Consider the following 21,568-nt stretch of genomic DNA (forward strand, 5'->3'; position numbering starts at 1 on the left):
TACAGGCTCCCTTTTTTTAATTAATGACTCTACGCGCCCCGAAAAAATATTTGCGCCAGTAATTCTTTTCCATGGACTCTTCACGAACCCTATGCCCGCTCTTGGGACTATGTATAAATGAGTAGCCATTCCCGGAATATATCCCGGTATGCAGACTTTTGCTCTGTCCGGGAATCTTGAAAAGAACAATATCCCCGGCCTGAATTTCATTTCTACGCACAGCCTTACCTACTCCCTTCTGCTGCCACGAAACCCGCGGGATACTGATTCCATGGCGCTGATAGACCCACCAGACCAGTCCGGAACAATCAAAGCCCTCACTGGGTGAAGATCCTCCCCACTTGTAGGGTTTGCCGACCTGAGACCGCGCACTTTTGACCACCGACGACTTCAACGATGGATGCGAAATACGCCCGCCTCCTTCTATACCGGGAGGTCCGATCACCTTTTTGCCGCACCCGGAGGCCAAAATCAGCGAACAGCAAAAAATAACCAGCCGCAAAATTCGATTATTCACAAATCCCCATCTATTCATAGCATAGTTTCTATCTTGAAAAATTGGCATTAACAATAGATTTAACCACTATCACCTGATGAGATGGTTAAATTTTTCACAAAATAATTTTCAATTATCAGCAATTTCTATAGGTACATAAACCCATTTCATCTCAATTAGCTGTTGACTTTTCCTCGAATTTTGAAGACTAATTTGTACAGTTTAGGTGATAATTGTGAAACATTTTCAAGAGTTGCACAAAACCTAAAAAGTTAACACGGCTGAGGCACTTTTTCCAAAATCTGGTACAACATCGCGTTACAGTGAGGTCCGTATGTTGCCCATGATGTTAGTTCTGGCCATCTTGTTGCCCTTGGTGGCTGCTGTCGGCTGCTACTTTCTGCGAGTAAGCGCGATCAGATCCCTGATCGTCCTTGCTACAGGTGTAGTTCTTGCCGCGGTCTCCCTTGCCCTGCTCGGTCAAGGGACTTTTACCTATTCTCCAGGTACAATTGTAGGAATCAGCTGGGATTCCCTCATAACCCTGGCGGATTTTGCCCTGCTTTTCGTAATGCTCTATTACGCTTTCAAACTCAAAAATCAGATGATCAAGATCTTCGTGATCTTACAGATCGTTCCGCTTGCTGCGTTTGAATTGTTCATCGTCGACCATGCGGTCGAGACTCCCGCTATCTTTGCGGACAGCCTCTCCCTTATCATGGTTGCCGTCATCTCCGTCATCGGATCGCTGATCTGTTTCTTCGCGATTCCGTACATGAAGGAGCATGAGGAACACATGCACTTGGTAAAATCCCGCCAGCCGCAATTCTTTTTCTTTCTCGTTCTGTTCCTCGGAGCAATGAACGGGCTGGTCCTTTCCAACAACATTCTCTGGCTCTACTTCTTCTTTGAAGTGACCACCTTCTGCTCTTTCATGCTCATCGGGCATGACCAGACACAGATTGCGGTCAAGAATGCTACCCGCGCCCTGATGCTTAACGCACTCGGCGGTGTTGCTTTCGTCTTCGGTATGATCTGGGCCTACGCTGAAACCGGCACCCTTGACCTTCAGGTCATCATTCAGGCCGGTCCCATGGGCGGCCTCATGCTTGCTCCTCTGGGCCTGCTCTGTCTCGCAGGTTTCACGAAAGCCGCTCAGGTTCCTTTCCAGAGCTGGCTGCTCGGAGCGATGGTTGCGCCGACTCCGGTCTCCGCGCTGCTTCACTCCTCCACCATGGTTAAGGCCGGTGTATACATCGTCCTGAGACTCGCTCCCGCTTACGCAGGAACCTTCCTCAGCCAGGGTATAGCTCTCTGTGGTGCCTTTACCTTCCTTGCCTGTGCTGCCATTGCGGTCAGCCAGAGCAACGGCAAGAAAATCCTTGCCTACTCTACTATCAGTAACCTCGGTTTGATTATCTGTTGTGCCGGCCTGAATACCAGTTGGGCCATCACCGCAGCAATCATCCTGATTATCTTCCACGCAGCCTCCAAGGCCCTGCTCTTCCTGTGCGTAGGCACAATTGAGCACGGCATCGGCAGCCGCGACATTGAAGACATGCACGGCCTGTACCTCAAGATGCCCCGTACTGCGATCATTACCATCGTGGGCGTCATGACCATGCTCCTGCCCCCCTTCGGTGTTCTGCTCGGTAAGTGGATGGCTATCGAATCCGCATCCGGCGACATGTTCGTAATTACCATGCTCGCTCTCGGTAGTGCGGTTTCACTCGTATTCTGGGCTCGCTGGGCAGGTATCCTGCTCACCGCTCCTCTGCGCGACAAAGTTCCCGCAGAATCCCAGAGTGTGCTGACAAGACTGACCCTGACCGCTCTTGCGGGTATCGCAGTGGTTCTGTCTTTCTTCTCACCTGTCATTTACACCAAGCTCATTGAGCCTATGGTCGGCAAGTCCTTTGAAATTACTGCTGGCGTATTCACATCACCCATCGGTGTCTTTGCTGTATACCCCATCTTCATCATCCTTGCTGCCGCGTTCATCTACTCATGGATTGAGACCAAGAAGTCTGCAACCGATAAGACTTCCCAGACTTACATGTGTGGTGCCAACGTCCCTGAAGCCGGAGTTCAGTCCTTCATCGGACCCATGAACAGCCCGGTAGAACTCAAGGCAAGCAACTACTACATGAAAGAGTTCTTCGGTGAAGAAAAACTCACCCTCTGGGTCAACTTTGTTGCTCTTGCTCTCATCGTTCTTATGCTGGGAGGGGCTCTGTAATGAAAACTCTAATTCTCATCATACTCGGCATCGTTATTGCTCCTATTCTGGGCGGCCTTATTGCCGGTCTTGACAGACGCCTTACTGCGCGTCTTCAGTCCCGCTTCGGCCCCCCGATCCTGCAGCCCTTCTACGATGTTGCAAAACTGTTCGGCAAAGACAAAATTGTCAGCAACTTCTGGCAGGTTTTCTGCTCATGGGTTTACCTCATTGCAGCAGCCCTGTCCGTAGGTCTGCTCTTTGCCGGAAGCGACCTGCTCCTGATCTTCTTCGTTCAGGCAATCGGCGCTGTATTCCTGGTCATGGGTGGTCTTTCCACTCCGTCCCCTTACAGCCAGGTCGGTTCCCAGCGCGAACTGATTCAGGTCCTGACCTACGAACCGCTCCTCATCCTCGTTTTCGCGTCCATCTTCATGGTAACCGGAAGCTTCAGGATTGATGAAATTCTGGCCTACGAACAGCCTCTGCTTGTGCAGCTGCCGCTCATGTTCGTAGTCCTCGGTTATGCTCTGACCATTAAGCTAAGAAAATCCCCCTTTGACTTCTCCACTTCCCACCACGGGCACCAGGAGCTGGTTAAAGGTATGCTTACCGAGTTCTCCGGTCCTTACCTTGGCATCATCGAAATCGGCCACTGGTATGAAACCATCTTCATTCTCGGTATCTGTGCCCTCTTCTGGCACACCAGCCTGGTAGGTTGCGTACTCTTGATCGCCTCCACCTACTTTGCAGAGCTGGTCATTGATAACACTATGGCGCGCATGACCTGGCGCTGGATGCTTAAGTACGTATGGAGCATCGGTCTGGCCATGTCTTTCGTCAACCTCATCTGGCTGTACGCAGGTTAAGCTTATGTTCAAGAAATTCATTGAAAATTCACGCGCCAAGTCTCCGTGGATCATGCATTTTGACTGCGGAAGCTGCAACGGCTGCGACATTGAAGTTCTGGCATGCCTGACACCGCTGTACGACGTTGAACGTTTCGGTGTTGTCAACGTGGGTAACCCCAAGCATGCCGATGTCCTTCTGGTAACCGGAACCGTCAACCACAGGAACGCCAAGGTCCTGCGCAACATCTATGATCAGATGCCTGATCCTAAAGGTGTTATCGCCATCGGTGCCTGCGGCCTTTCCGGTGGTGTTTTCCGCGAATGCTATAACGTTCTCGGCGGAGTCGACAAGGTAATCCCGGTTGATGTTTACGTTCCCGGCTGTCCGGCGAAACCCGAAGCCATCATCGACGGCGTGGTCGCAGCCCTTGCCAAGTTTGAAGGCCTTAAAGGCTAAACATTACGAGGGGTAAGATCGTGATTGAAAATCAAATAGATATAACTCTGGAAAGCCTGGTAGGCGAAGTATCCAAAATGAAGAGTGACGGGCAGCGCATGGTCACCTTCACCTGCACCACCCTCAGTGACGGACAGGCGGATATTATCTACCACTTTGATAAAAATGAAGTACTCACCAACCTGCGCCTGACCGTGGACATGGATAAACCCGTGCCCTCCATCAGCGGCGTGTACTTCGCAGCACTGCTCATCGAAAACGAAATACAGGACCAGTTCGGCATCAAGTTCGACGGCCTCGTACTCGATTTCGGCCGCAAGCTGTACCTTGACGACGAAGTAACCATCATCCCTATGTGCAACAACACAAAGGCGATGAAAGTAAATAAATAACTCGTCTTCCCGGATGAACCCAAGACGATAACAACTATAGGGTAAATTATGGCACGTACCATCATACCTTTCGGTCCGCAGCATCCGGTTCTCCCGGAGCCGCTGCATGTGAAGCTTGTCGTGGAAGACGAGATCGTACTGGAGGCCATTCCCGCACTCGGATACGTTCACAGGGGTCTGGAAAAACTCGCTGAAATCCGCGATTACCACCAGATGATCCAGGTCGTTGAACGCGTCTGCGGTATCTGCTCCAACATCCACTCAATGTGCTACTGTCAGGGCATTGAAGAAATGATGGGTATCGAGGTTCCCGAAAGAGCCGAATACCTCCGCACCATCTGGTCCGAACTTCACCGTATGCACAGCCACCTGCTCTGGCTGGGTCTCTTTGCCGATGCTTTCGGTTTCGAAGCCCTGTTCATGCAGTTCTGGCGCATCCGTGAACGCATTATGGACATCAATGAAGCTACTACCGGTAGCCGCGTTATCACTTCCGTTAACGTAGTCGGCGGTGTCCGTCAGGACCTGACTCCTGAGATGTGCTCCTGGATCCTTTCCGAAGTTGATACCTGTGAAAAGGAAATCAAGGAAATCCAGAACACCATCCTCAACGACTACACTGTATGCGCACGCACCAAGGGCGTCGGCACTCTTACCAAAGAGCAGGCCTATGACCTCGGCGCAGCAGGCCCGACCCTGCGCGGTAGCGGTGTTGCTTCCGACATGCGTCTCCTGAAGTACGCAGCATTTGATAAAATCGACTTCGAACCCATTGTCGAAACCGACGGTGACTGCTGGGCACGCTCCACAGTACGTTTCCGGGAAACCCTGCAGTCCGCAGACCTCGTAAGACAGGCCATTGCCGGACTTCCTCAGGGCGACATTGCAGCTCCCTGCAAGGGTAACCCCGAAGGCGAAGTTATAACCCGCGTGGAACAGCCCCGCGGTGAATGCCTCTACTACTTGAAAGGTAGCGGCAAGAAGTTCCTTGACAGGGTCCGCATCAGAACTCCCACGTTTGCGAACATTCCGCCTCTCCTGGCGATGCTTCCCAACTGCGAACTGGCTGATGTTCCGGTTATCATTCTGTCAATCGACCCGTGCATCAGCTGCACGGAACGCTAGGAGGCCGAGACATGCTTAACATGACTCCCACTGTACTGAAGAACCTCCTTCAAAAAAGCTCCACTCGCATGTACCCCATCGAGAAACGCGAGCCTTTTGAACGCTACAGAGGTGAACTGTTCAATAACATTGACGAGTGCATTTTCTGCAAAAAATGTCAGATTAAATGCCCTTCACAGTGCATTACCGTCACTAAAGATAAAGATAGCGGTACCGGAACATGGATCTGCGATCCTTTCGCATGCGTCTACTGCTCCATCTGCGTTGACCACTGCCCGACTAACAGCCTGTACATGAAACCTGTACACCGCGCCCCGTCCGCAGAACGCGACATGATGGAACAGACCGGTAAGGTTAAGCCGCCCAAGAAAAAAGCCAAGAAATAATTCAAAGCTTAGTTCGAACTACAAAAATCCCCGCAGCCTTATGGTTGCGGGGATTTTTATATTAACTAAGTTCGTCGGAACAGTTACTCATGCCGCAAGGCATCAATAGGATTCATCCGGGCTGCGCGCCGCGCAGGAAAATATCCGAAAACAATACCGACCAATCCTGAAAACAGAAAACTGACCATGATAATGCGCATATCAACAACAAATGGGATCTTCATATATCCGGTCACGGACAATGGAAGCAACAGCCCGAGAGAGATACCCAGCAACCCGCCGAAAAGGGAAAGAACCACCGCCTCCACCAGAAACTGTACCAGAATGTCCTTTTCTTGCGCTCCCACCGCCATGCGTATACCGATTTCACGGGTCCGCTCTGTTACTGAAACGAGCATAATATTCATGATCCCAATCCCGCCGACAAGTAGACTTATGGCTGCAATGGCGCTTATAAATGTCGTAAAAATCCGGGTCTGTTTTTTAACGGTCTTAATGATCTCTTTCATATCTTCAATGGAGAAATTATTACCGTGTCCGGGCGGAACAGGGCGTCGTTCAAGCATAACCTGCTTGAGCTGCCTTTTGAGCGCGGTGGAGTCCTGACCGGGACCGCAGCCCACAATAATCATCCCCACCTCTTTATTGCCGGAAATTCTCCGCTGAAAGACTTTGAGGGGAACAAGAACAATATCATCCTGTTCCTTGCCGGCCATTGATCCGCCTTTAGACTTAAGCACTCCGATGACCTGATAAGCAAAGCGGTCTACACGGATGAACGAGCCAATGGGGTCCATTCCCTTAAAAAGATTCTTGCTGACCTTCTCACCGATAATACAGACAGATTTACCCGCTCTTTCTTCACTGGTGTTGAAAAACCTGCCCGATTTAACCCGCCAATTCCTGATGGTGAAATAACTGCTCTCAGTTCCAGTCATCGCTGTCCGGCAATTGTTGTTCCCGAACACCGCAACCACTGCGGATTCGGAAACAGGTGCAACCCCGCCGCAATCAGGGAATTCTCGTTTGATGGCTTCAACATCTGAATTTTTGAAGGGGACCAGATTAGAAGTCTCCCCGGCGAACCCCACCCCGTTTTCCTCATCAGGATAGATCATAATCATCTTACTCCCGAGGCTGGAAATCTCATTAGTCAGCTTTCTGCTGGCGCCCTGACCAATTACAACGACAGCGATAACCGACCCTACACCGATAACAATCCCAAGCACTGTCAAACAGGAACGAAGCTTGTTACGCAGAAGTGTGCGAAAAGAAAGCAATACAGCTTGCAAAAACATCAATGACCTTCCTTAATTATCTTCCCATCACGGAACTCAATGGTGCGCGAGGCCCAGAGTGCCATTTCCGGTTCATGGGTAACCATGACTACCGTAATGCCATGCTCGGCCTGTAATGAAGTCAGCAATTGCATAATCTCTGAACTACGGGCTGAATCGAGGTTTCCGGTTGGCTCATCGGCAAGCAATAGAAATGGATTGCAAACAATAGCCCGGGCAATGGCTACGCGCTGCTGCTGACCGCCGGACATTTCCGTGGTGGTATGCATTGCCCGGTCGGCAAGCCCGACTTTATCAAGCGCAGCATAGGCCATATTACGCCGTTCTTTCTTGCCTAACCCTCGATAAACCAGAGGCAGTTCTACATTTTCAAGGGCAGTTGTCCGGCTTAGCAGATTGAATCCCTGAAAAACAAAACCAAGATATCTGCGGCGCAAACGGGCCTTCTGACTCCGGCTCAAGGAAGTAACTTCAAGACCTTCAAAACAATAGCTTCCTGACGAAGGCGCATCCAAACAGCCGAGAATATTCATAGTAGTTGATTTTCCAGAGCCTGAGCTGCCCATGACAGCCACAAATTCACCATTTTCAATGGTCATATCTATACCGTCCAGTGCGCGCACCTCGGCACCGCCAGTATTGTAAATCCGTGTAATGTTCTTGAGTTCAATCATTTCCCTGCCTGCCTACTCTAAGGATAGAATCATACTGCTTTCAGACACAGCTTCGACACGAGAAAGAATGACCGCATCCCCTTCAGAGAGCTGCCCACCAACAATCTGGGTGAAGCGACCATTGGTCCTCCCCTTACGAATCGCCACCTTTTGCGGAAGGCCGTCCCTGAGAACCCATATGTTGGCATTTTTTGAGGAAGGAGTATTGATGGCACTCTCAGGAACGGCATCCGCTGGAGAAAAGCGCAAGGCCCCGTTGGGAATGATCAATTCATCGCGAACCTGTTCAATTTCAATCTTAGCCGCGGCGGTCATTCCCGGACGCAACAATAAATCCCGATTGTCCACAGAAAATATTCCCACGTAGGTAACTACACCCTGCACCCGCTGCGGGGCATAGCGCAGCTTGATAAACTTGGCAGGAAACTTTCTTCCCTCATAAGCATCAACAGTGAATACTGCTTTCTGACCGGCTTTGATCTTTCCCACATCGGCTTCATCAACATTCAGCTCAAGGCGCATTTCCCTTAGACTGGTCGCCAATGTGTAAAGCTCCGGGGTACTCATCCCCGACGAAACAGCCTGACCGGCCTCAACGTGACGGGTAAGAACCAAACCATCGATTGGCGAAGATATTGATGCTTTTTTAAGATTTGCTTCAGCTTCATTTAAATTTGCTTCAGCCTGACGGACCATAGCCCTTGCTTCGGCAAGGTGGGCATCTGCCATATCGCGGGCAGTAATCGCACTATCCAATTTCTTTTGAGAGATCGCATTTTTCTGGCGCAAGTTGCCCATGCGCGTGCACTCATTTCTTTTGTCCTTCAAATCGACCTGCGATTTACGCACATTAGCGCGTGAAGACTCAAGAGCCGCCCGCAGTTGATTCACACGGGCCTGCAATTCATCAGTGCTCATTCGAGCCAGAAGTTCACCCTTAACAACTTTGTCATTGTAATCTTTGAAAATTTTATCGATTGTTCCTGATATTTCACAGCCAACAATAACCTTATTCCGCGGCTGCAAAGTTCCGCTGGCAGCGACATCAACAGTGAAATTGCCGACACGGGCAACAGCGGTCTTGTACTCAACCACTTCCTCATTGCCATCAAGAACTGCCACAAGTATGCCTCCGACAATAGCAACCAGAGCCAAGAGAAAAATCAGCTTTTTCCATTTACCCATTTGCCCCTCTTTGAGAGAATTTACGTCAATATTTCTATTTTCATGCTTAGCAGACATTATTTTCCTTCCCGGTTTCAGCGAATAAAAAATGCAGAACCGGATTTCCCCGGTTCTGCCGCAAGCCGGAACAACCATAACCCGGCCGGAATAAGGGGAGTCCTTAAATATTTACACTTCCTTGTTCATCCCGGAACTCAAGAATATCCCCGGGCTGACACTCCAAAAACTTGCAGATGGCATCAAGGGTGCTGAACCTGATAGCCTTGGCCTTTCCGGTCTTGAGCACAGACAAGTTCTGCGGGGTAATTCCAACCGCCTCAGCCAGTTCCTTGGATGAAACTTTTCGTTTAGCCAACATAACATCAAGGTTAATAAGTATCGCCATATCAATCCCTTAAATTGTGAGTTCAGCTTCGTCCTGAAGCTTACGTCCTTCATCCATGACCCAAGAAATGGCTAGAATCACACAAGCAACAACGATATTTCCAAGATTCGTATCATCAAATCCGACAGAAATAAGCCGATCACCCACAGCATTATTCATGGTTGCTATGTACGTAACCGCGGTCTGAGTAAAAGGATAAACTATCTCACCAATAAGCAATGCCCATGCAGCTTTCCTGTAGCATGCTGAATTCTCGGCTGTAAAAATCTGTCCCTGTGAATACAGCCCGAACAGCTTAGCCAACTGCCAAAAACAAAACATGCCGAGAACCATATAAGGAGCAGAAGCCAGAGCTCCCAACATTTTTTGTCCTTCAGTCAGTGGAGCTAAATAAGCAGAATCCAAGGTCAGCAAAAATTCAGGTATGAAATACGCATCCGGATCACCGTCAAAAAGAACCCAGCCGGCAATCTCAAAAGCCGGAATTGTAATCAGCGCCAGCAGAAATGCATATTTCAGAAAAATGCTCATCTTCTTAATCTTATCCATCAATATCTCCTTGAGAGTATTTTTACCCGTTTTATGGTTCATGAATTACGGCAAAGAATTATCGTTTGTCAATAACTTTTAAATCTAAAACATTAACAACAGTTTCCATCAGGCACAAAAAAAGACAGTTGAACCGAGTTCAACTGTCTAAAAATGCGTACTAAATTGCCTGACTATTCTAAGCGTGTTTATCGAAATAATGATCAGAAATGTCAGGCATATTTTCCCAATCCGGCAGGCAATCGGCCGTGAACCACGGAGTCTCAATTCGTAGACAATGGAGTTTCATTTTCCCTTTTTGCCCGCCATATTTCACATCACCCACAATAGGAAAACCGCGCGATGAAAGCTGAACCCTGATCTGATGGGTTCGTCCTGTATGCAGCTTAACAATAAGCTGTGAAAACTTATCCCCTATTTTGACGGGACAGACAGAACTCAAAGCATCCTTGCCGGAGCCGACAACGACCTTTTCACGTCCCTTAGGGCCGCGCTTTTCCATCTTGTCGCCCAACTCTGTCCAGCCTTCATAGGGCCACCTGCCCTCGATCTCTGCAAGGTAGAATTTACCCCCTTCGCCATGTTCGGCAAAGAAATCGGATAAACCCTTCTGCCCCTGATGGGATTTCCCGGCCAGAATCACACCGGAAGTATCGCGGTCCAAGCGATGAGCCGGGGCAGGCTTGTAGGGAGCATCCGCAAACATAAACAGCAGGCGGTCAGCAACGGAATCATCATGCCCGGTACCGCCCTGTGTAGGAAGTCCTGCCGGTTTACACACAGCCAGATAATTATCGTCTTCGTAAATGATGGGGAGTGCGGGAAGTTTTTTATGCTGCGCAGTTTCCTCTGCCTTATATGGAGGAATACGCACGGTCTGCCCTTCTTTGACCAGATCAAAAGGCTTGCAACGTCCTTTATCCACACGGACGTTACCTTTACGAATCCAACGCATAATGGCAGAGCGCGGGACGGCTCCATCCACACGCCGTTCCAGAAAACGAACCAGTTTCTGCCCTGCTTCGGCTTTAGTTACCTGTACAAATTCAGCGGACATTTTGCCTCCGGCGGCTTAAACCCTTTTACAAAAGGGTTTAAGAATCCCAAAACCTTTTAATTTGGCTTCGCCGACGTATAATCCTAAATTATAATAAACTTGGCAGGAAAGTCACCGTCGCCGGAACCGCAAGCATCAGTGCTACGAGGACAACATAAGCAATCATAAAATAACTGACGCCCAAAAAAACCCGGTCAATTGACACATCCTCCGCCATGGAGGCGACAATGAAGGTTGTTACACCTACCGGAGGAGTAATCGCGCCAAGAGTTGTGACAATGGTAATCAGAACCCCGAACCAGACCGGATCATAACCCATGGCACTGACAATGGGGAAAAAGATGGGAATGGTGATCAGAAGCAGGGCCAAAGCATCCATGACCATACCGCCGATGATGTAGATCACGCAGATGAGCAGAATGATCACTGTGGGAGGAATAGGCAGAGCTGCTACAAAATTAGCAGCTTCAAACGGGATACGGGTTACAGCCAGAAAACGCCCGAAAATCACCGCGCCGAGCATTACCACCATGATCATGCAGGAAACTTTGAGAGTATCTCCAACTGCAGCTGTAAAGCGCTTAAAAGTCATCTCCCGTGAGACAATACTGATCAGCAATGCGAAAGCAGAACCTGCTGCTCCTGCCTCTGTGGGAGTAAACCAGCCTGCGAAAAGCCCGCCCATAACCAACACAAAAAGAATGATCATTTCAATGGAACCGGGAAGAGATGCAAGCTTTTCCTTAAAGGAAACTTCTTTGCCAGCCGGCCCCCAATCAGGATGCGCCACACACATCATGTAAACAGTGAGAAGAAAAAGCGCACAGAGCAGAACTCCGGGAATAACCCCGCCCATAAACAACCTGCTGATGGATTCCCCGGTCTGTAGGCCGATGATGATCAGCACCACACTGGGGGGAATGACAACACCAAGGGTCGCCCCGGCTGCAACTGAGCCGGTGGAAAGAATGGGATTGTACTTAAATTTCTTCATTTCCGGCAAAGCCACAGTAGACATGGTAGCGGCAGTGGCGGTGTTGGAACCGCAGATAGCCGCGAAGCCGGCACAGGCCATGACCGTTGCCATAGCGATACCGCCACGAATATGGCCCATCCATGCATATGCAGACTTGTAAAGCCGCTCGTTGACCCCGGAATAAAAACAAATCTGCCCCATAAGGATGAACAGCGGAATAACTGTTAATCCATAGGACGAAAAGACATTCCAGATTTCAGTACCCAGCATCCCGTAAGCAGCCTTGAAATTCAAGACCTTGGCAAAGCCGATAAACCCGATAATGCCCATGGCAAAGCCCACGGGGACACGCAAAACAAGAATAACCAGCAGCAGGCAGAGAACGCCCACAATTCCTACAGTAATCGGTTCCATAATATTAAGCGGGTTTAAGCGGTTCCTTGCCGCGCAGAATACGAATGATATCAAGCATGATAACAAAAGACATTGCCAGACAGCCAAAGGCCACGGCAAAAACAAAGGGATAAAAATGAATACCTAAAGTTTCTGAGACTTCCTCGAGATCATAGAGAAACATGCCCCATTTATAGGTTTCATTAGCACAAAAAACAAAAAACACGCAGGAGACAGCGCTGGACAATGCGTCCAGCACAACCTGAACATGAGCGGGGAAATGCCTGAACAAAAGACCCACTGCAATATGACTGCGGTACAGCTGCGAAAATCCAAGCGAAAATCCAGCAGTAACCGCACCGAGAAACCCCATCAATTCAAAGGTTCCTTTAACCGGAATCCAAACCGCCCGCGAAACCATGTTCGCACAGGCCAGTAAGATCATCAGGGTCAATGCCGACCCGGCAATTACTGCCAAGCCACGACAAATCCAAATGGCTGCTTTTTCGAGATAATCAATCATAATTATATCAAGAGTCTCCCTGTCATTAATGGCAGGGAGACTCTTTGGTCATATATTCTTTAAATAAACTACTTGCCTTCATACTTAACGCGAAGCTCTTCCACATCGGAAAGAACTGCTGCGCCGTCAACACCTTTTGCTGCTGCTTTCTTCTTCCAGTCTTCGATGAGCGGCAGGGTCTTATCCTTAACAGCCTGCATGTCTGCGTCAGACATTTTGATCATCTCGATGGAGTACTTGTCTTTGGCCCAGGCAAGTGAACGTTTTACATGTTCATCCATGTATTTTCCGGTCCATTCAGCCTGTTCCCGACCAAGGTCGTTCAGCACTTTTTTGACATCATCAGGAAGCGAATTCCAGGAATTCATATTCATGATGATAGCAAAAGGATAAACGGCAGTGTTGGTTACGGTCTCATAACGGCAAATCTCAGCAAAATTCAAGTCCTTAAGTACCTCAAAAGAGGAGAACAAGCCTTTAACCACACCTTTCTGCAAAGCTTCCGGAGTAGCGGACATAGGCATGGAAACCGGTGTAGCGCCAAGGGATTCCAGAATCTTGGACAAAATTCCGGAAGCGCGAACTTCAAGTCCTTTAAGATCATCAAGACTGCGAACGGGCACCTTGGTCATGATATTGGAAGGGGCGGAAGTAAACATGGTCAGCACCTTGAACCGTTTAAATTCTTTGGGCTGGTACTTGGTATAAAGATCCCAGAGAGCAAGGCTGGCGGATGTGGATGTGGTGAACCCAAGAGGGAGCTCAAATACGGAACTAAGCGGAAATACGCCCGGATGGTAGGCAAGGCTTACGCAGCCGATATCAGCCTGTCCCTGCATTACCCCGCGCAGGGTGTTCTTGGCACCGAGCAGAGTAGAACCGGGATAAGTCTGAACTTGAACTTTACCTGCTGTTCTTTTTTCCACTTCCTGTTTCCAGCGTTCCATCTGGACACAGGGAAAAGTTTTAGCTGGCGGAAAGTTGGCATAACTGAGGCTTATATCAGCCGCAGAAACAACAGAAGCACTAAAAAGTGCCGCACATACCATAAATACTGCAAGCAACCCGGCAGTTTTTCCGGTTCTCATCACACTTCCTCCATTGTAAGGACTTACTTTTTTGATTGGGCAGCGAAGCAGGGCAAGGCAGCTTCGCCGAAAAAGGATGGCGGTTTATAACATAAAAAGGGCCCCCCGCAAAGAAGCAGGAGGCCCGGTAAAAACAGACTTATTGGTCCATCTTAAGTTCGTAGGCTATGATCAGAGTCTTACGGTGCTTAACGCCCATAGCTCCGGGGAAAGTATTCAAAATACAATACAGTTCGTCTTCACCATCATTATCAATGTCGGCGACACCATAGCTACTCACTGTTCCTTTAATCCTACGAGTTTTCCACGCAAGGTTCAGGCCCACGCCGTCCCAGAACTCAGCATGGATTTCACCCTGAGCAAAGGTTTTGTAGTTTGAGAAGATCTGTCCGGCAACGGTAAGGTCTTTATTCAACAGAACTTCCTTTTTACGGGGGTCGGAGATGGAGGCAATTGAAATGGGCATGGGAATAAAGTAGTTATGCTCCATGCGTTCACTTTTCTTCTCTTCGTTAAATCCCCTGGATTTTGAAACCGTATCGATAGCTACAGCAGCAGAGTTGTAACTATCGGTACTTTCGTAAATAGGTTCAAGATTCTTATCGTAAAGATTGATCCGCCCGTGTTTGTTCAGAACAAGAACCTTGTATTCGCCGTCACTAACCGGGAGATAGGTCAGGTTAAAAACGTTACTGAACTCAGGAACATTAAGGTTACGAATCGGAACCAGATCACCATTGGAGAATGAGTACTCTACAAGGTCCTTGGAATAAAATGTTCTGTGCGGGTCAAAACGCTGGCCCACGAGAGTTTCAGTAAAGTTCGGCGGAGTTTTAATTACAGAAAGAAAATTCCTATTGCGGTCAAGCAGGACTTTCGGAGTCTTGCCCTTGAAGGAAATAATATAGGAGTAAGGTTTCCTGTCTATTTCTGTACACAGGACAACCTCGTAAACACCGTCCCTGTCCAGATCAATACCGCTAATCCGCAGACCGGAAGAACGCTGTCCGTAAGAGTAGGAAACTACCTCTTTGAGGTGCTGACCGACAATAGCCATTACCTTCACTTCATCTTCGCCCAGAACAACCAGATCTTTTTTGCCATCACCTGTCACATCTTCTACGAACCCGCCACGGTTGACGAATTTCATAGTCTGGCTACGCCAACGGCCCGGTGTTTCTGTTCCACCCTGATATCTGAACTGGGGGTTGATTGTACTTTCAAGCACTTGCCCCGCACCAGCAGCAGTAACAAACTCGGGGTTTACAGGGCTGTCAGGACGAGCTTCCTCACGTTTTTTCTCTTCTTCACTCTTTTTTTGACTACCCGGCTTCTGAAAAAGCTGTCCCTTGATATCCTGTGCGATACCGTCAATTGCGGGGATAAGTTCAGAAATGGTAGTCTCGGCACTTTTGGTCCAGGAATCTCCATCGCCATTGATCATACGTACGTCAACAGAAGCCTGTTTTCCGACTATGACCACGGATCCAAGCGCAACATAGTCAACACCGAGAGTCTGAACATTCTTGACTTCCTCAACCTTGTTCTTCGGTTTGTCTGCCTCTTTCAAATTGGCAGAACCGGCCATAGGCTCAAAATGCCCGGTCCAGTTCAAACGGGAAGTCAGCATAGTCTGAACGCCGCGGCTCAGATATTTATACTGGGCAGGTCCGTTGATCTCAAATGGGTATACCGCATAAGTGCGGGCATCAGCTGCAAAGGCCGCAGTTGCAGCCAGCATGGTAACGGCGACAATGAAAAAAATTATCAAACGTCGAAACGACATCGTTAATCCTCCAAACTAAAATTTACAGTCAATATATGTTGTGATTACACAATATTATTCATCAAGAATAACGCACCGGTAGAACATCATGTCGGCAGCCGGTACTGCCAATTTTTCAAAAACGGGTTAAACGCTTGTAGCAGCTAATGCAACGGTACGCAAAGTCAAAGATAGGGATACCCGCATGATACACTTGTCAAACGGGCATTGCTGTTTTATCTCTCTGACTCCTGTTTATAAGGGTTTTAAGTTTTTTTATATCACAGCCTGTTTTCCCTTAAGTTATATCAGGCCAATTTTTTACATATTTTTACTTTTTTCTTGCGGATTCCTGCTCCAGGTCCACCCAATATCTCACACTCTCGACCGCAACTTACTTTATATGAATACAGATTTAAGAACTTTCAGACTTGTCTGCTCGCCCAAGGATGTGGAAGCAGTGGAAGAACTGCTCCGCGCACAGGGCTTTGAATTCAGGCCGGAACCTTTCTATTCCATGGCCCGTATTCTGGAAAAAGAGCCTTTCCCGCTGGGTGAATCCGTAGCGGCAAGATTTGGTCGGATATACATTCAGGACCGCTCCTCAATGCTGCCTCCGCTCATGCTGGCCCCGGAAGAAGGCGATGTGGTGCTCGATATGTGCGCCGCCCCCGGCAGCAAAACCGGCCTGCTCGCACGATTGGTAGGCCGCGACGGATTTGTACTGGCCAGTGAACCTTCCAGCGATCGGCTGGCACTTCTGCGGCAGAACCTTCGCAAGGTACAGGCTGTGAACACCGCAACTGTTCACTACGAATCCCAGAAACTTCCCCTGCCCCCATCAAGCTGGAAAACTATCCAGCTCGACCCGCCATGCAGCGGCTGGGGCACTTTGAATAAAAACCCCAAGGCCATGGAAGTATGGAAAGGCGAGAAGACCATCCCGCTGGTCAACCTGCAGCGTAAGCTGCTGGCCAAAGCATACGAATTGCTCGCTCCCGGTGGCAGGCTGGTCTATTCCACATGTACTACCAATGTACAGGAAAACGAAGAACAGACCCGTTTTGCAACTGAAGAGCTGGGCTTTGAACTTTTCGATCTGCACCGCCCCGAAGGATTCACCATCGCCGACCCGCTATTGCCGAACATGGGAGGAGTGCTGCGCGTGGACGGTTCCGGCGGCGGTCAGGGATTCTATCTTTGCGGACTGCGCAAGCCGGGAGATCAAGAAACGCAGACCCCAGACACCTGCAATCCTCCGGGCAAGAAGGTCAATCTCAAAAAAACAGAAATTCCCGGATCGGTTGATCTTTCAGCCCTGCCCGAAGGTGATATTTATGAATTCAAAGGCAAGGCCATGTTCCTGAACAAGCACGCCCTTGAAATTCTGCCCAAAGAATTACGCTGGCAGGGTTTCCACATAGGCAAATTTAACAGGGACAAATTCAAGCCGGACCCTTTTGCGCGCTGCCTGCTGCCTGAAAAACCGGATAGCTCGGCACTGGTAATTGAAAATCCGCAGGACATAGCCAATCTTCTGGCCGGACAAAGCCTGTCTGCTCCGGCAAAGGGCAAAGGGCCTGTCGGACTCTATTATAAAGATATGCTGCTCGGATTCACCGGAAAGAAAGGAACCCGGTTTATCTGGACAGACAAGTAAGAATATAAGGATCAATAAAATAATGAACGGAACTAACCGCCGCCTGAAAAGGCTTTTTGATAAAGAAAGCGGAAACGCACTGATTCTGGCCCTCGATCACGGTGCAAACGAAGGTATGATCGATGGATTAGGCTCCATCCAGTCCATCCTTGAAGCCCTGCCCTCATCCGGTGTGCAGGGGGTTATCCTCAACAAGGGGCTGGCCATGCATTACGGCCATCTGGTGCCGCTGGACGTGAATCTGATCATCCAGCTCAATGCCGGAACAAGGCACGGCTCCCCATCCTACAACAAAAACATCGTCTGTTCCATTTCCGAAGCCCTGCGCCTCGGAGCGGATGCTGTTTCCATGCATGTGAACATCGGCAATGAACTGGAAGACCGCATGCTGGTGGACCTCGGCGAGATTACCGATGAAGCTCATCAGTATGGACTTCCGGTACTGGCAACTGTTCTCGCAAGAGGAAGCCAGATCGTAAACGAGCACGATTCCAGCTTGGTAGCACACTGTATCCGCATCGGCGCGGAACTGGGACCAGACATCGTAGCCGTGCCCTACCCCAATAACGGGGACACTTTCATGAAAGCCGTAGCCGCCAGCCCTATCCCGGTGCTGGTAACCGGAGGCCCGCTGGGACAGAATGTAGAGGGTGCTCTGAACACCACCACAGCGGGTTTAAAATCCGGTTGTAAGGGCTGCTGCATCGGCCGAAACATTTTCCAGACTGAAACCCCCATAGAAAGCATGGAAAAATTCGCAAAAATTGCGCATAAAAATACAAACATTTCAGACGATTAAAATTTATTTTAAATATATTCAAAAAATCGTTTGACAAATCAGGCCGACATCGGCAGTATCCCTCTTCGTGGACGGGGGGCAAACAGAATGAACACAAACATTCAAGCCACTTAGAAATCCACACCGACAGTGGGCGGATAGCTCAGTTGGGAGAGCATCGGCCTTACAAGCCGAGGGTCACAGGTTCGAGCCCTGTTCCGCCTACCACTTGTCAATAAGCGCAGCTTAACGCGCTTTAAAATATACGCGGAGCCGTAGTTAAGTTGGTTATAACGCCGGCCTGTCACGCCGGAGGCCGAGGGTTCGAGTCCCTTCGGCTCCGCCACTTTTCAAGAAAAAGCCATCAATCGAAAGATTGATGGCTTTTTCTGTTTGTTGGTGCATTTTTACATAAAACCAACTTAAAAAAGCACCCCCTTCTTTTTAACAATCCACCTATAAACATCAATACAACGAACTATTGAAATTTGATAAATAGGACCATCACGCAACTCCTTCACGCCATCAAAATCCCCATCCAATCGACTAATAGCTTTATCCTCATCTGCCCGACCCGACCCTTCTGCTGTATAAGGAACCACCATGACACCATAATCAGCTATAGCTTGACGCACAGCTTGACGCAGAGAAAAATACCCGTTGTCTAAATTGGTTGAACCTTCAATTTCGAGAGCAATCTTTCTACCGTCTATTTCAATCAAACAATCAAGAATAACTGACGACCTCCCAACTGACACTTTCTTCCCTGGCAATTTAGTAAATTTACGGCCAATTGCATCTTGAACAACACTTGATCCCTTCCGCCAATCGAAACTATTACCACTCAAAAAACTACGCAATTCATTTAATGATTCATGATTGTTCCCCTCACCCGTAAACTCAGAGGGCTTAAAAAGATGAACACCTAAAACCTCATTATAAAGGTCACTTCCTCCCTTATAATTCTCGACCTGTGTTCTAGCATATTCCAAACAAGAATTTACATTTGAGCAATCAATCCCAAATTTAAGCAAATAACTAAGGCCCTGTGTTCGTAAATATCTTTCTACTTCTGAATTTGGACTATCTGCATCAAAATCATTCCACACAACTTCACTATTTTCACTCATACCCATACCTATTTATAAGTTACAGTCTCTCCAGCAAGCTCTGTTTTTTGGCTTTAAATTCTTCTTCTGTCAAAACCCCTTCATCTCTTAAGATCTTTAATTTTAACATTTTATCAACAACATCTCCAGATTCTCGTGCAGATGGTTTTGAATTCAATCTCCATCTATCCCTTTCATATTCATATGGAATTCTACGATAAGAACTCACCACCACGCCAGTCCCAGACTCTTCAAGTTTATTTTGAACATTCATGATCAATCGTTTGGGACGCGAAGTAGCGTAAGTGCCTCGCCCTCCCAATTCGACGAAATATCCACGCACATTTTGTCCATCAAGAGAAACCCCTTCAACAGGAACTATTTTCACGATAACATTGTACCAATCTAACCCAAATGTAAGCCGTGTAGTAAACCCTCTTTCTGGACCATCCATCTCGTTCACTATTTCATCGTCCACAATTTCCATCATCTCATGATATGTCAGTTGAAAAATTTTTTGTTCTTCCATAGCATATATTTTATACCCCCCACCCTGTTTTAAAGTAGTATGGTGAGTACTACATCCTACCATTAACAATATGAACAAGCCCAAAATGACAATGTACACTTTTCTATATATCATATTACACCACTAAACTTTCTATTTTATGTAAATGCAGCTCCCACTATTCAACACAATACCCACTCACATACACCCTCACGCCCCCCAAGCCAACCCACCAAACCAAAAAAGACCGGAGCACCCACTCCGGCCTATAATTTCACTATTTACTTTTGTATCTCAATTGAGATACAATTCTCTTGGAGGACAAAACTATGCCGTCAAAATCAACAATGATCCATGTAAGAGTAGATCCCGCGTTAAAAGCAGAGGCTGCAGAAGCACTCTCTGATGTTGGCCTCAGCCTTTCTGATGCTGTAAGAATCCTTTTAACCAGAATCGCCAAAGAAAAAGGATTGCCAGCGGGCCTGACCTGCACTGAAGAAGAACATGACCGCTGGTTTAAGGCTAAAGTTCAAACTGCACTTAAAGACGACAGCCCAACAGTTGAACATTCGAACGTGATGGATGATGCCGAAGCTCTGCTATCCAGCCTAACGAAGGACAAATAGGAATGCTGCATATCCAGTGGAAAGAAGACGCAAGAACCGACCTGTTATCCATACTAGCTTACATCGCTGAAGATAATCTTGCCGCAGCTCGTAAATTTAAAAATGAACTTGAATCACGAATAGATTCTCTCTGCAATTTTCCACAAGCTTATAAGCATGGTCGGGTTGATGGAACCCGCGAGATGGTGCTTTCTTCAAACTATATCGTGGTGTATGCTGAAAATTCCGAGCAAATAACTGTGCTGAGAATTTTACACGCATCCAGAATGTATCCTTAATAAAATTAAGACACGACAAGCCATCAATCGAAAGATTGGTGGCTTTTTCTGTTTTTGGTGCTATCTGTCTCAAAACGAACGTTAATTGCCGGACAAAATTTAACGGTAATATTTACTTCTGAAGAGGAAAATATGTCGAACAACATTGAAATAAAAGCCCATGTCAGCGACCCAGAAAACTTAGAGCGAAGAGTTAAAAAGTTATGCGGGCCCCGAGACAGTTTGCTTTTACAAAAAGACATTTTTTACAAACTGAATAAATATCGCGTTAAACTGAGAAATGTGAATGGAGTCTCCGAACTCATTTTATATAAACGAAAAAATTCAACAGGGCCAAAACAGTCCAGCTATTTACGTATCCCAATACCTTTTCCCAAATTTACGCACAAAGTATTAAAAACAATTTTTGGAACAAGGGGGATAGTCGAAAAGAAAAGAACCCTCTTTTTTTATGGAAGGACAAGAATACATTTGGATGAAGTCCAGAAACTTGGCTCTTTTTTGGAGTTCGAAGTAGTATTAGGCAACAAGGACTCACCATCAGAAGGCATTGAGATAGCCAACGAATTAATGCAGCGTCTTGAAATTGATCGGAAAAACCTTATTGCTGAGTCATACATAGATCTCATCGAAAAATTGCACTAACCCGCCCTCTCCCCATCCCGACGGCATAACACCTGTCACGCCAAGGACCACGAGCTCGCGGTCATACCAACTTCGACAAAATTACAAATAAAAATACCATGTCAGCACTCCCGGGTTTAATCTGGTAGAATACCAGTGAACGTGAA

At 47.9% G+C, this 21,568-nt stretch carries 24 protein-coding genes and 2 tRNA genes; 13 read left to right on the top strand and 13 right to left on the bottom strand.

Annotated features, from left to right (window positions below):
• Positions 1-16: 16 nt before the first annotated feature.
• Positions 17-517, bottom strand: coding sequence for a C40 family peptidase (locus ACNI23_RS12015; RefSeq protein ID WP_420248978.1), 501 nt, complete (start codon positions 515-517; stop codon positions 17-19).
• A gap of 313 nt (positions 518-830) precedes the next feature.
• On the opposite strand from ACNI23_RS12015, the gene ACNI23_RS12020 reads away from it, so the two are divergent.
• From ACNI23_RS12020 to ACNI23_RS12045, 6 genes are read left to right on the top strand one after another with little or no spacing between them, the layout of a single operon-like run.
• On the top strand, positions 831-2,735 hold the full coding sequence (locus ACNI23_RS12020) for an NADH-quinone oxidoreductase subunit 5 family protein (protein WP_420248979.1): 1,905 nt from the start codon (positions 831-833) through the stop codon (positions 2,733-2,735).
• Positions 2,735-3,583 (top strand): respiratory chain complex I subunit 1 family protein, encoded by an 849-nt coding sequence (locus ACNI23_RS12025; protein ID WP_420248980.1) that lies wholly within the window; start codon positions 2,735-2,737, stop codon positions 3,581-3,583. The genes ACNI23_RS12020 and ACNI23_RS12025 overlap by 1 nt, the downstream gene beginning before the upstream one ends.
• A gap of 4 nt (positions 3,584-3,587) precedes the next feature.
• Entirely contained in the window at positions 3,588-4,022 is a 435-nt protein-coding gene (locus ACNI23_RS12030) for an NADH-quinone oxidoreductase subunit B family protein (protein WP_420248982.1), read from the top strand.
• 20 nt (positions 4,023-4,042) lie between these two features.
• Positions 4,043-4,414: an NADH-quinone oxidoreductase subunit C gene (locus tag ACNI23_RS12035; protein WP_420248983.1), complete on the top strand. Its 372-nt coding sequence runs from the start codon at positions 4,043-4,045 to the stop codon at positions 4,412-4,414.
• 48 nt (positions 4,415-4,462) lie between these two features.
• Positions 4,463-5,539: a hydrogenase large subunit gene (locus tag ACNI23_RS12040; protein WP_420248985.1), complete on the top strand. Its 1,077-nt coding sequence runs from the start codon at positions 4,463-4,465 to the stop codon at positions 5,537-5,539.
• Positions 5,540-5,550: 11 nt separating this feature from the next.
• A complete protein-coding gene (locus ACNI23_RS12045; RefSeq protein ID WP_420248986.1) occupies positions 5,551-5,925 on the top strand; it encodes a 4Fe-4S dicluster domain-containing protein in 375 nt (124 codons plus the stop codon).
• A gap of 83 nt (positions 5,926-6,008) precedes the next feature.
• On the opposite strand, the gene ACNI23_RS12050 is transcribed toward ACNI23_RS12045, so the two are convergent.
• The 10 genes from ACNI23_RS12050 to ACNI23_RS12095 form a co-directional block, all read right to left on the bottom strand.
• Positions 6,009-7,223 (bottom strand): ABC transporter permease, encoded by a 1,215-nt coding sequence (locus ACNI23_RS12050; RefSeq protein WP_420248988.1) that lies wholly within the window; start codon positions 7,221-7,223, stop codon positions 6,009-6,011.
• Entirely contained in the window at positions 7,223-7,897 is a 675-nt protein-coding gene (locus tag ACNI23_RS12055) for an ABC transporter ATP-binding protein (RefSeq protein WP_420248989.1), read from the bottom strand. The genes ACNI23_RS12050 and ACNI23_RS12055 overlap by 1 nt, the downstream gene beginning before the upstream one ends.
• 12 nt (positions 7,898-7,909) lie before the next feature.
• Positions 7,910-9,082 carry an efflux RND transporter periplasmic adaptor subunit gene (locus ACNI23_RS12060; RefSeq protein ID WP_420248991.1) on the bottom strand — a complete coding sequence of 391 codons (1,173 nt, stop codon included), beginning with the start codon at positions 9,080-9,082 and terminating at the stop codon, positions 7,910-7,912.
• 160 nt (positions 9,083-9,242) lie between these two features.
• Positions 9,243-9,467 carry a helix-turn-helix domain-containing protein gene (locus ACNI23_RS12065; protein WP_015853109.1) on the bottom strand — a complete coding sequence of 75 codons (225 nt, stop codon included), beginning with the start codon at positions 9,465-9,467 and terminating at the stop codon, positions 9,243-9,245.
• A 9-nt stretch (positions 9,468-9,476) separates the two neighbouring features.
• The gene (locus ACNI23_RS12070; protein ID WP_420248992.1) at positions 9,477-10,016 is read right to left on the bottom strand and encodes a DUF2975 domain-containing protein; all 540 of its coding nucleotides are present in this window, start codon (positions 10,014-10,016) and stop codon (positions 9,477-9,479) included.
• Positions 10,017-10,194: 178 nt separating this feature from the next.
• Entirely contained in the window at positions 10,195-11,073 is an 879-nt protein-coding gene (locus tag ACNI23_RS12075) for an RluA family pseudouridine synthase (RefSeq protein ID WP_420248994.1), read from the bottom strand.
• A gap of 88 nt (positions 11,074-11,161) precedes the next feature.
• A complete protein-coding gene (locus tag ACNI23_RS12080; RefSeq protein WP_420248996.1) occupies positions 11,162-12,463 on the bottom strand; it encodes a TRAP transporter large permease in 1,302 nt (433 codons plus the stop codon).
• Between the two features lie 4 nt (positions 12,464-12,467).
• Positions 12,468-12,965 carry a TRAP transporter small permease gene (locus ACNI23_RS12085; RefSeq protein WP_420248998.1) on the bottom strand — a complete coding sequence of 166 codons (498 nt, stop codon included), beginning with the start codon at positions 12,963-12,965 and terminating at the stop codon, positions 12,468-12,470.
• 68 nt (positions 12,966-13,033) lie between these two features.
• Positions 13,034-14,053, bottom strand: a complete 1,020-nt coding sequence (locus ACNI23_RS12090) for a TRAP transporter substrate-binding protein (RefSeq protein WP_420249000.1) — start codon at positions 14,051-14,053, stop codon at positions 13,034-13,036.
• Positions 14,054-14,192: 139 nt separating this feature from the next.
• Complete coding sequence (locus ACNI23_RS12095) at positions 14,193-15,839, bottom strand: FG-GAP-like repeat-containing protein (protein ID WP_420249002.1); 1,647 nt, start codon at positions 15,837-15,839, stop codon at positions 14,193-14,195.
• Between the two features lie 382 nt (positions 15,840-16,221).
• On the opposite strand from ACNI23_RS12095, the gene ACNI23_RS12100 reads away from it, so the two are divergent.
• From ACNI23_RS12100 to ACNI23_RS12115, 4 genes are all read left to right on the top strand, one after another.
• Positions 16,222-17,478 carry an RsmB/NOP family class I SAM-dependent RNA methyltransferase gene (locus tag ACNI23_RS12100; RefSeq protein ID WP_420249003.1) on the top strand — a complete coding sequence of 419 codons (1,257 nt, stop codon included), beginning with the start codon at positions 16,222-16,224 and terminating at the stop codon, positions 17,476-17,478.
• A gap of 22 nt (positions 17,479-17,500) precedes the next feature.
• Positions 17,501-18,277: a class I fructose-bisphosphate aldolase gene (locus ACNI23_RS12105; protein WP_420249004.1), complete on the top strand. Its 777-nt coding sequence runs from the start codon at positions 17,501-17,503 to the stop codon at positions 18,275-18,277.
• Positions 18,278-18,408: 131 nt separating this feature from the next.
• Positions 18,409-18,484: transfer RNA gene (locus tag ACNI23_RS12110), tRNA-Val, on the top strand.
• A 41-nt stretch (positions 18,485-18,525) separates the two neighbouring features.
• A tRNA-Asp gene (locus ACNI23_RS12115) sits at positions 18,526-18,602 on the top strand.
• Positions 18,603-18,678: 76 nt separating this feature from the next.
• On the opposite strand, the gene ACNI23_RS12120 is transcribed toward ACNI23_RS12115, so the two are convergent.
• A complete protein-coding gene (locus ACNI23_RS12120) occupies positions 18,679-19,386 on the bottom strand; it encodes a hypothetical protein (RefSeq protein ID WP_420249006.1) in 708 nt (235 codons plus the stop codon).
• Between the two features lie 19 nt (positions 19,387-19,405).
• The gene (locus ACNI23_RS12125; protein ID WP_420249007.1) at positions 19,406-19,894 is read right to left on the bottom strand and encodes an SHOCT domain-containing protein; all 489 of its coding nucleotides are present in this window, start codon (positions 19,892-19,894) and stop codon (positions 19,406-19,408) included.
• 308 nt (positions 19,895-20,202) lie between these two features.
• Here ACNI23_RS12125 and ACNI23_RS12130 point away from each other — a divergent pair, with 308 nt between their 5' ends.
• The 3 genes from ACNI23_RS12130 to ACNI23_RS12140 all read left to right on the top strand — a co-directional run bounded on the left by ACNI23_RS12130 (position 20,203) and on the right by ACNI23_RS12140 (position 21,422).
• The gene (locus ACNI23_RS12130) at positions 20,203-20,499 is read left to right on the top strand and encodes a type II toxin-antitoxin system RelB/DinJ family antitoxin (RefSeq protein WP_420249009.1); all 297 of its coding nucleotides are present in this window, start codon (positions 20,203-20,205) and stop codon (positions 20,497-20,499) included.
• Positions 20,500-20,501: 2 nt separating this feature from the next.
• Positions 20,502-20,777, top strand: a complete 276-nt coding sequence (locus ACNI23_RS12135; RefSeq protein WP_420249011.1) for a type II toxin-antitoxin system RelE/ParE family toxin — start codon at positions 20,502-20,504, stop codon at positions 20,775-20,777.
• Between the two features lie 132 nt (positions 20,778-20,909).
• Positions 20,910-21,422: a class IV adenylate cyclase gene (locus ACNI23_RS12140; protein WP_420249013.1), complete on the top strand. Its 513-nt coding sequence runs from the start codon at positions 20,910-20,912 to the stop codon at positions 21,420-21,422.
• The last annotated feature ends 146 nt before the right edge of the window (positions 21,423-21,568 follow it).

Source organism: Maridesulfovibrio pacificus (SeqCode), from assembly GCF_048612815.1.
GTDB lineage: Bacteria > Desulfobacterota > Desulfovibrionia > Desulfovibrionales > Desulfovibrionaceae > Maridesulfovibrio > Maridesulfovibrio pacificus.

Excerpts from the sequence above, each read along its gene's own strand:
- ACNI23_RS12085 (WP_420248998.1), bottom strand. The coding sequence starts at position 12,965 with ATGATTGATTATCTCGAAAAAGCAGCCATTTGGATTTGTCGTGGCTTG.
- ACNI23_RS12020 (WP_420248979.1), top strand. The coding sequence starts at position 831 with ATGTTGCCCATGATGTTAGTTCTGGCCATCTTGTTGCCCTTGGTGGCT.
- ACNI23_RS12105 (WP_420249004.1), top strand. The coding sequence starts at position 17,501 with ATGAACGGAACTAACCGCCGCCTGAAAAGGCTTTTTGATAAAGAAAGC.
- ACNI23_RS12050 (WP_420248988.1), bottom strand. The coding sequence starts at position 7,223 with ATGTTTTTGCAAGCTGTATTGCTTTCTTTTCGCACACTTCTGCGTAAC.
- ACNI23_RS12075 (WP_420248994.1), bottom strand. The coding sequence starts at position 11,073 with ATGTCCGCTGAATTTGTACAGGTAACTAAAGCCGAAGCAGGGCAGAAA.
- ACNI23_RS12045 (WP_420248986.1), top strand. The coding sequence starts at position 5,551 with ATGCTTAACATGACTCCCACTGTACTGAAGAACCTCCTTCAAAAAAGC.
- ACNI23_RS12130 (WP_420249009.1), top strand. The coding sequence starts at position 20,203 with ATGCCGTCAAAATCAACAATGATCCATGTAAGAGTAGATCCCGCGTTA.
- ACNI23_RS12135 (WP_420249011.1), top strand. The coding sequence starts at position 20,502 with ATGCTGCATATCCAGTGGAAAGAAGACGCAAGAACCGACCTGTTATCC.
- ACNI23_RS12055 (WP_420248989.1), bottom strand. The coding sequence starts at position 7,897 with ATGATTGAACTCAAGAACATTACACGGATTTACAATACTGGCGGTGCC.
- ACNI23_RS12070 (WP_420248992.1), bottom strand. The coding sequence starts at position 10,016 with ATGGATAAGATTAAGAAGATGAGCATTTTTCTGAAATATGCATTTCTG.
- ACNI23_RS12025 (WP_420248980.1), top strand. The coding sequence starts at position 2,735 with ATGAAAACTCTAATTCTCATCATACTCGGCATCGTTATTGCTCCTATT.
- ACNI23_RS12100 (WP_420249003.1), top strand. The coding sequence starts at position 16,222 with ATGAATACAGATTTAAGAACTTTCAGACTTGTCTGCTCGCCCAAGGAT.
- ACNI23_RS12040 (WP_420248985.1), top strand. The coding sequence starts at position 4,463 with ATGGCACGTACCATCATACCTTTCGGTCCGCAGCATCCGGTTCTCCCG.
- ACNI23_RS12125 (WP_420249007.1), bottom strand. The coding sequence starts at position 19,894 with ATGGAAGAACAAAAAATTTTTCAACTGACATATCATGAGATGATGGAA.
- ACNI23_RS12140 (WP_420249013.1), top strand. The coding sequence starts at position 20,910 with ATGTCGAACAACATTGAAATAAAAGCCCATGTCAGCGACCCAGAAAAC.
- ACNI23_RS12030 (WP_420248982.1), top strand. The coding sequence starts at position 3,588 with ATGTTCAAGAAATTCATTGAAAATTCACGCGCCAAGTCTCCGTGGATC.
- ACNI23_RS12095 (WP_420249002.1), bottom strand. The coding sequence starts at position 15,839 with ATGTCGTTTCGACGTTTGATAATTTTTTTCATTGTCGCCGTTACCATG.
- ACNI23_RS12080 (WP_420248996.1), bottom strand. The coding sequence starts at position 12,463 with ATGGAACCGATTACTGTAGGAATTGTGGGCGTTCTCTGCCTGCTGCTG.
- ACNI23_RS12090 (WP_420249000.1), bottom strand. The coding sequence starts at position 14,053 with ATGAGAACCGGAAAAACTGCCGGGTTGCTTGCAGTATTTATGGTATGT.
- ACNI23_RS12065 (WP_015853109.1), bottom strand. The coding sequence starts at position 9,467 with ATGGCGATACTTATTAACCTTGATGTTATGTTGGCTAAACGAAAAGTT.
- ACNI23_RS12060 (WP_420248991.1), bottom strand. The coding sequence starts at position 9,082 with ATGGGTAAATGGAAAAAGCTGATTTTTCTCTTGGCTCTGGTTGCTATT.
- ACNI23_RS12120 (WP_420249006.1), bottom strand. The coding sequence starts at position 19,386 with ATGAGTGAAAATAGTGAAGTTGTGTGGAATGATTTTGATGCAGATAGT.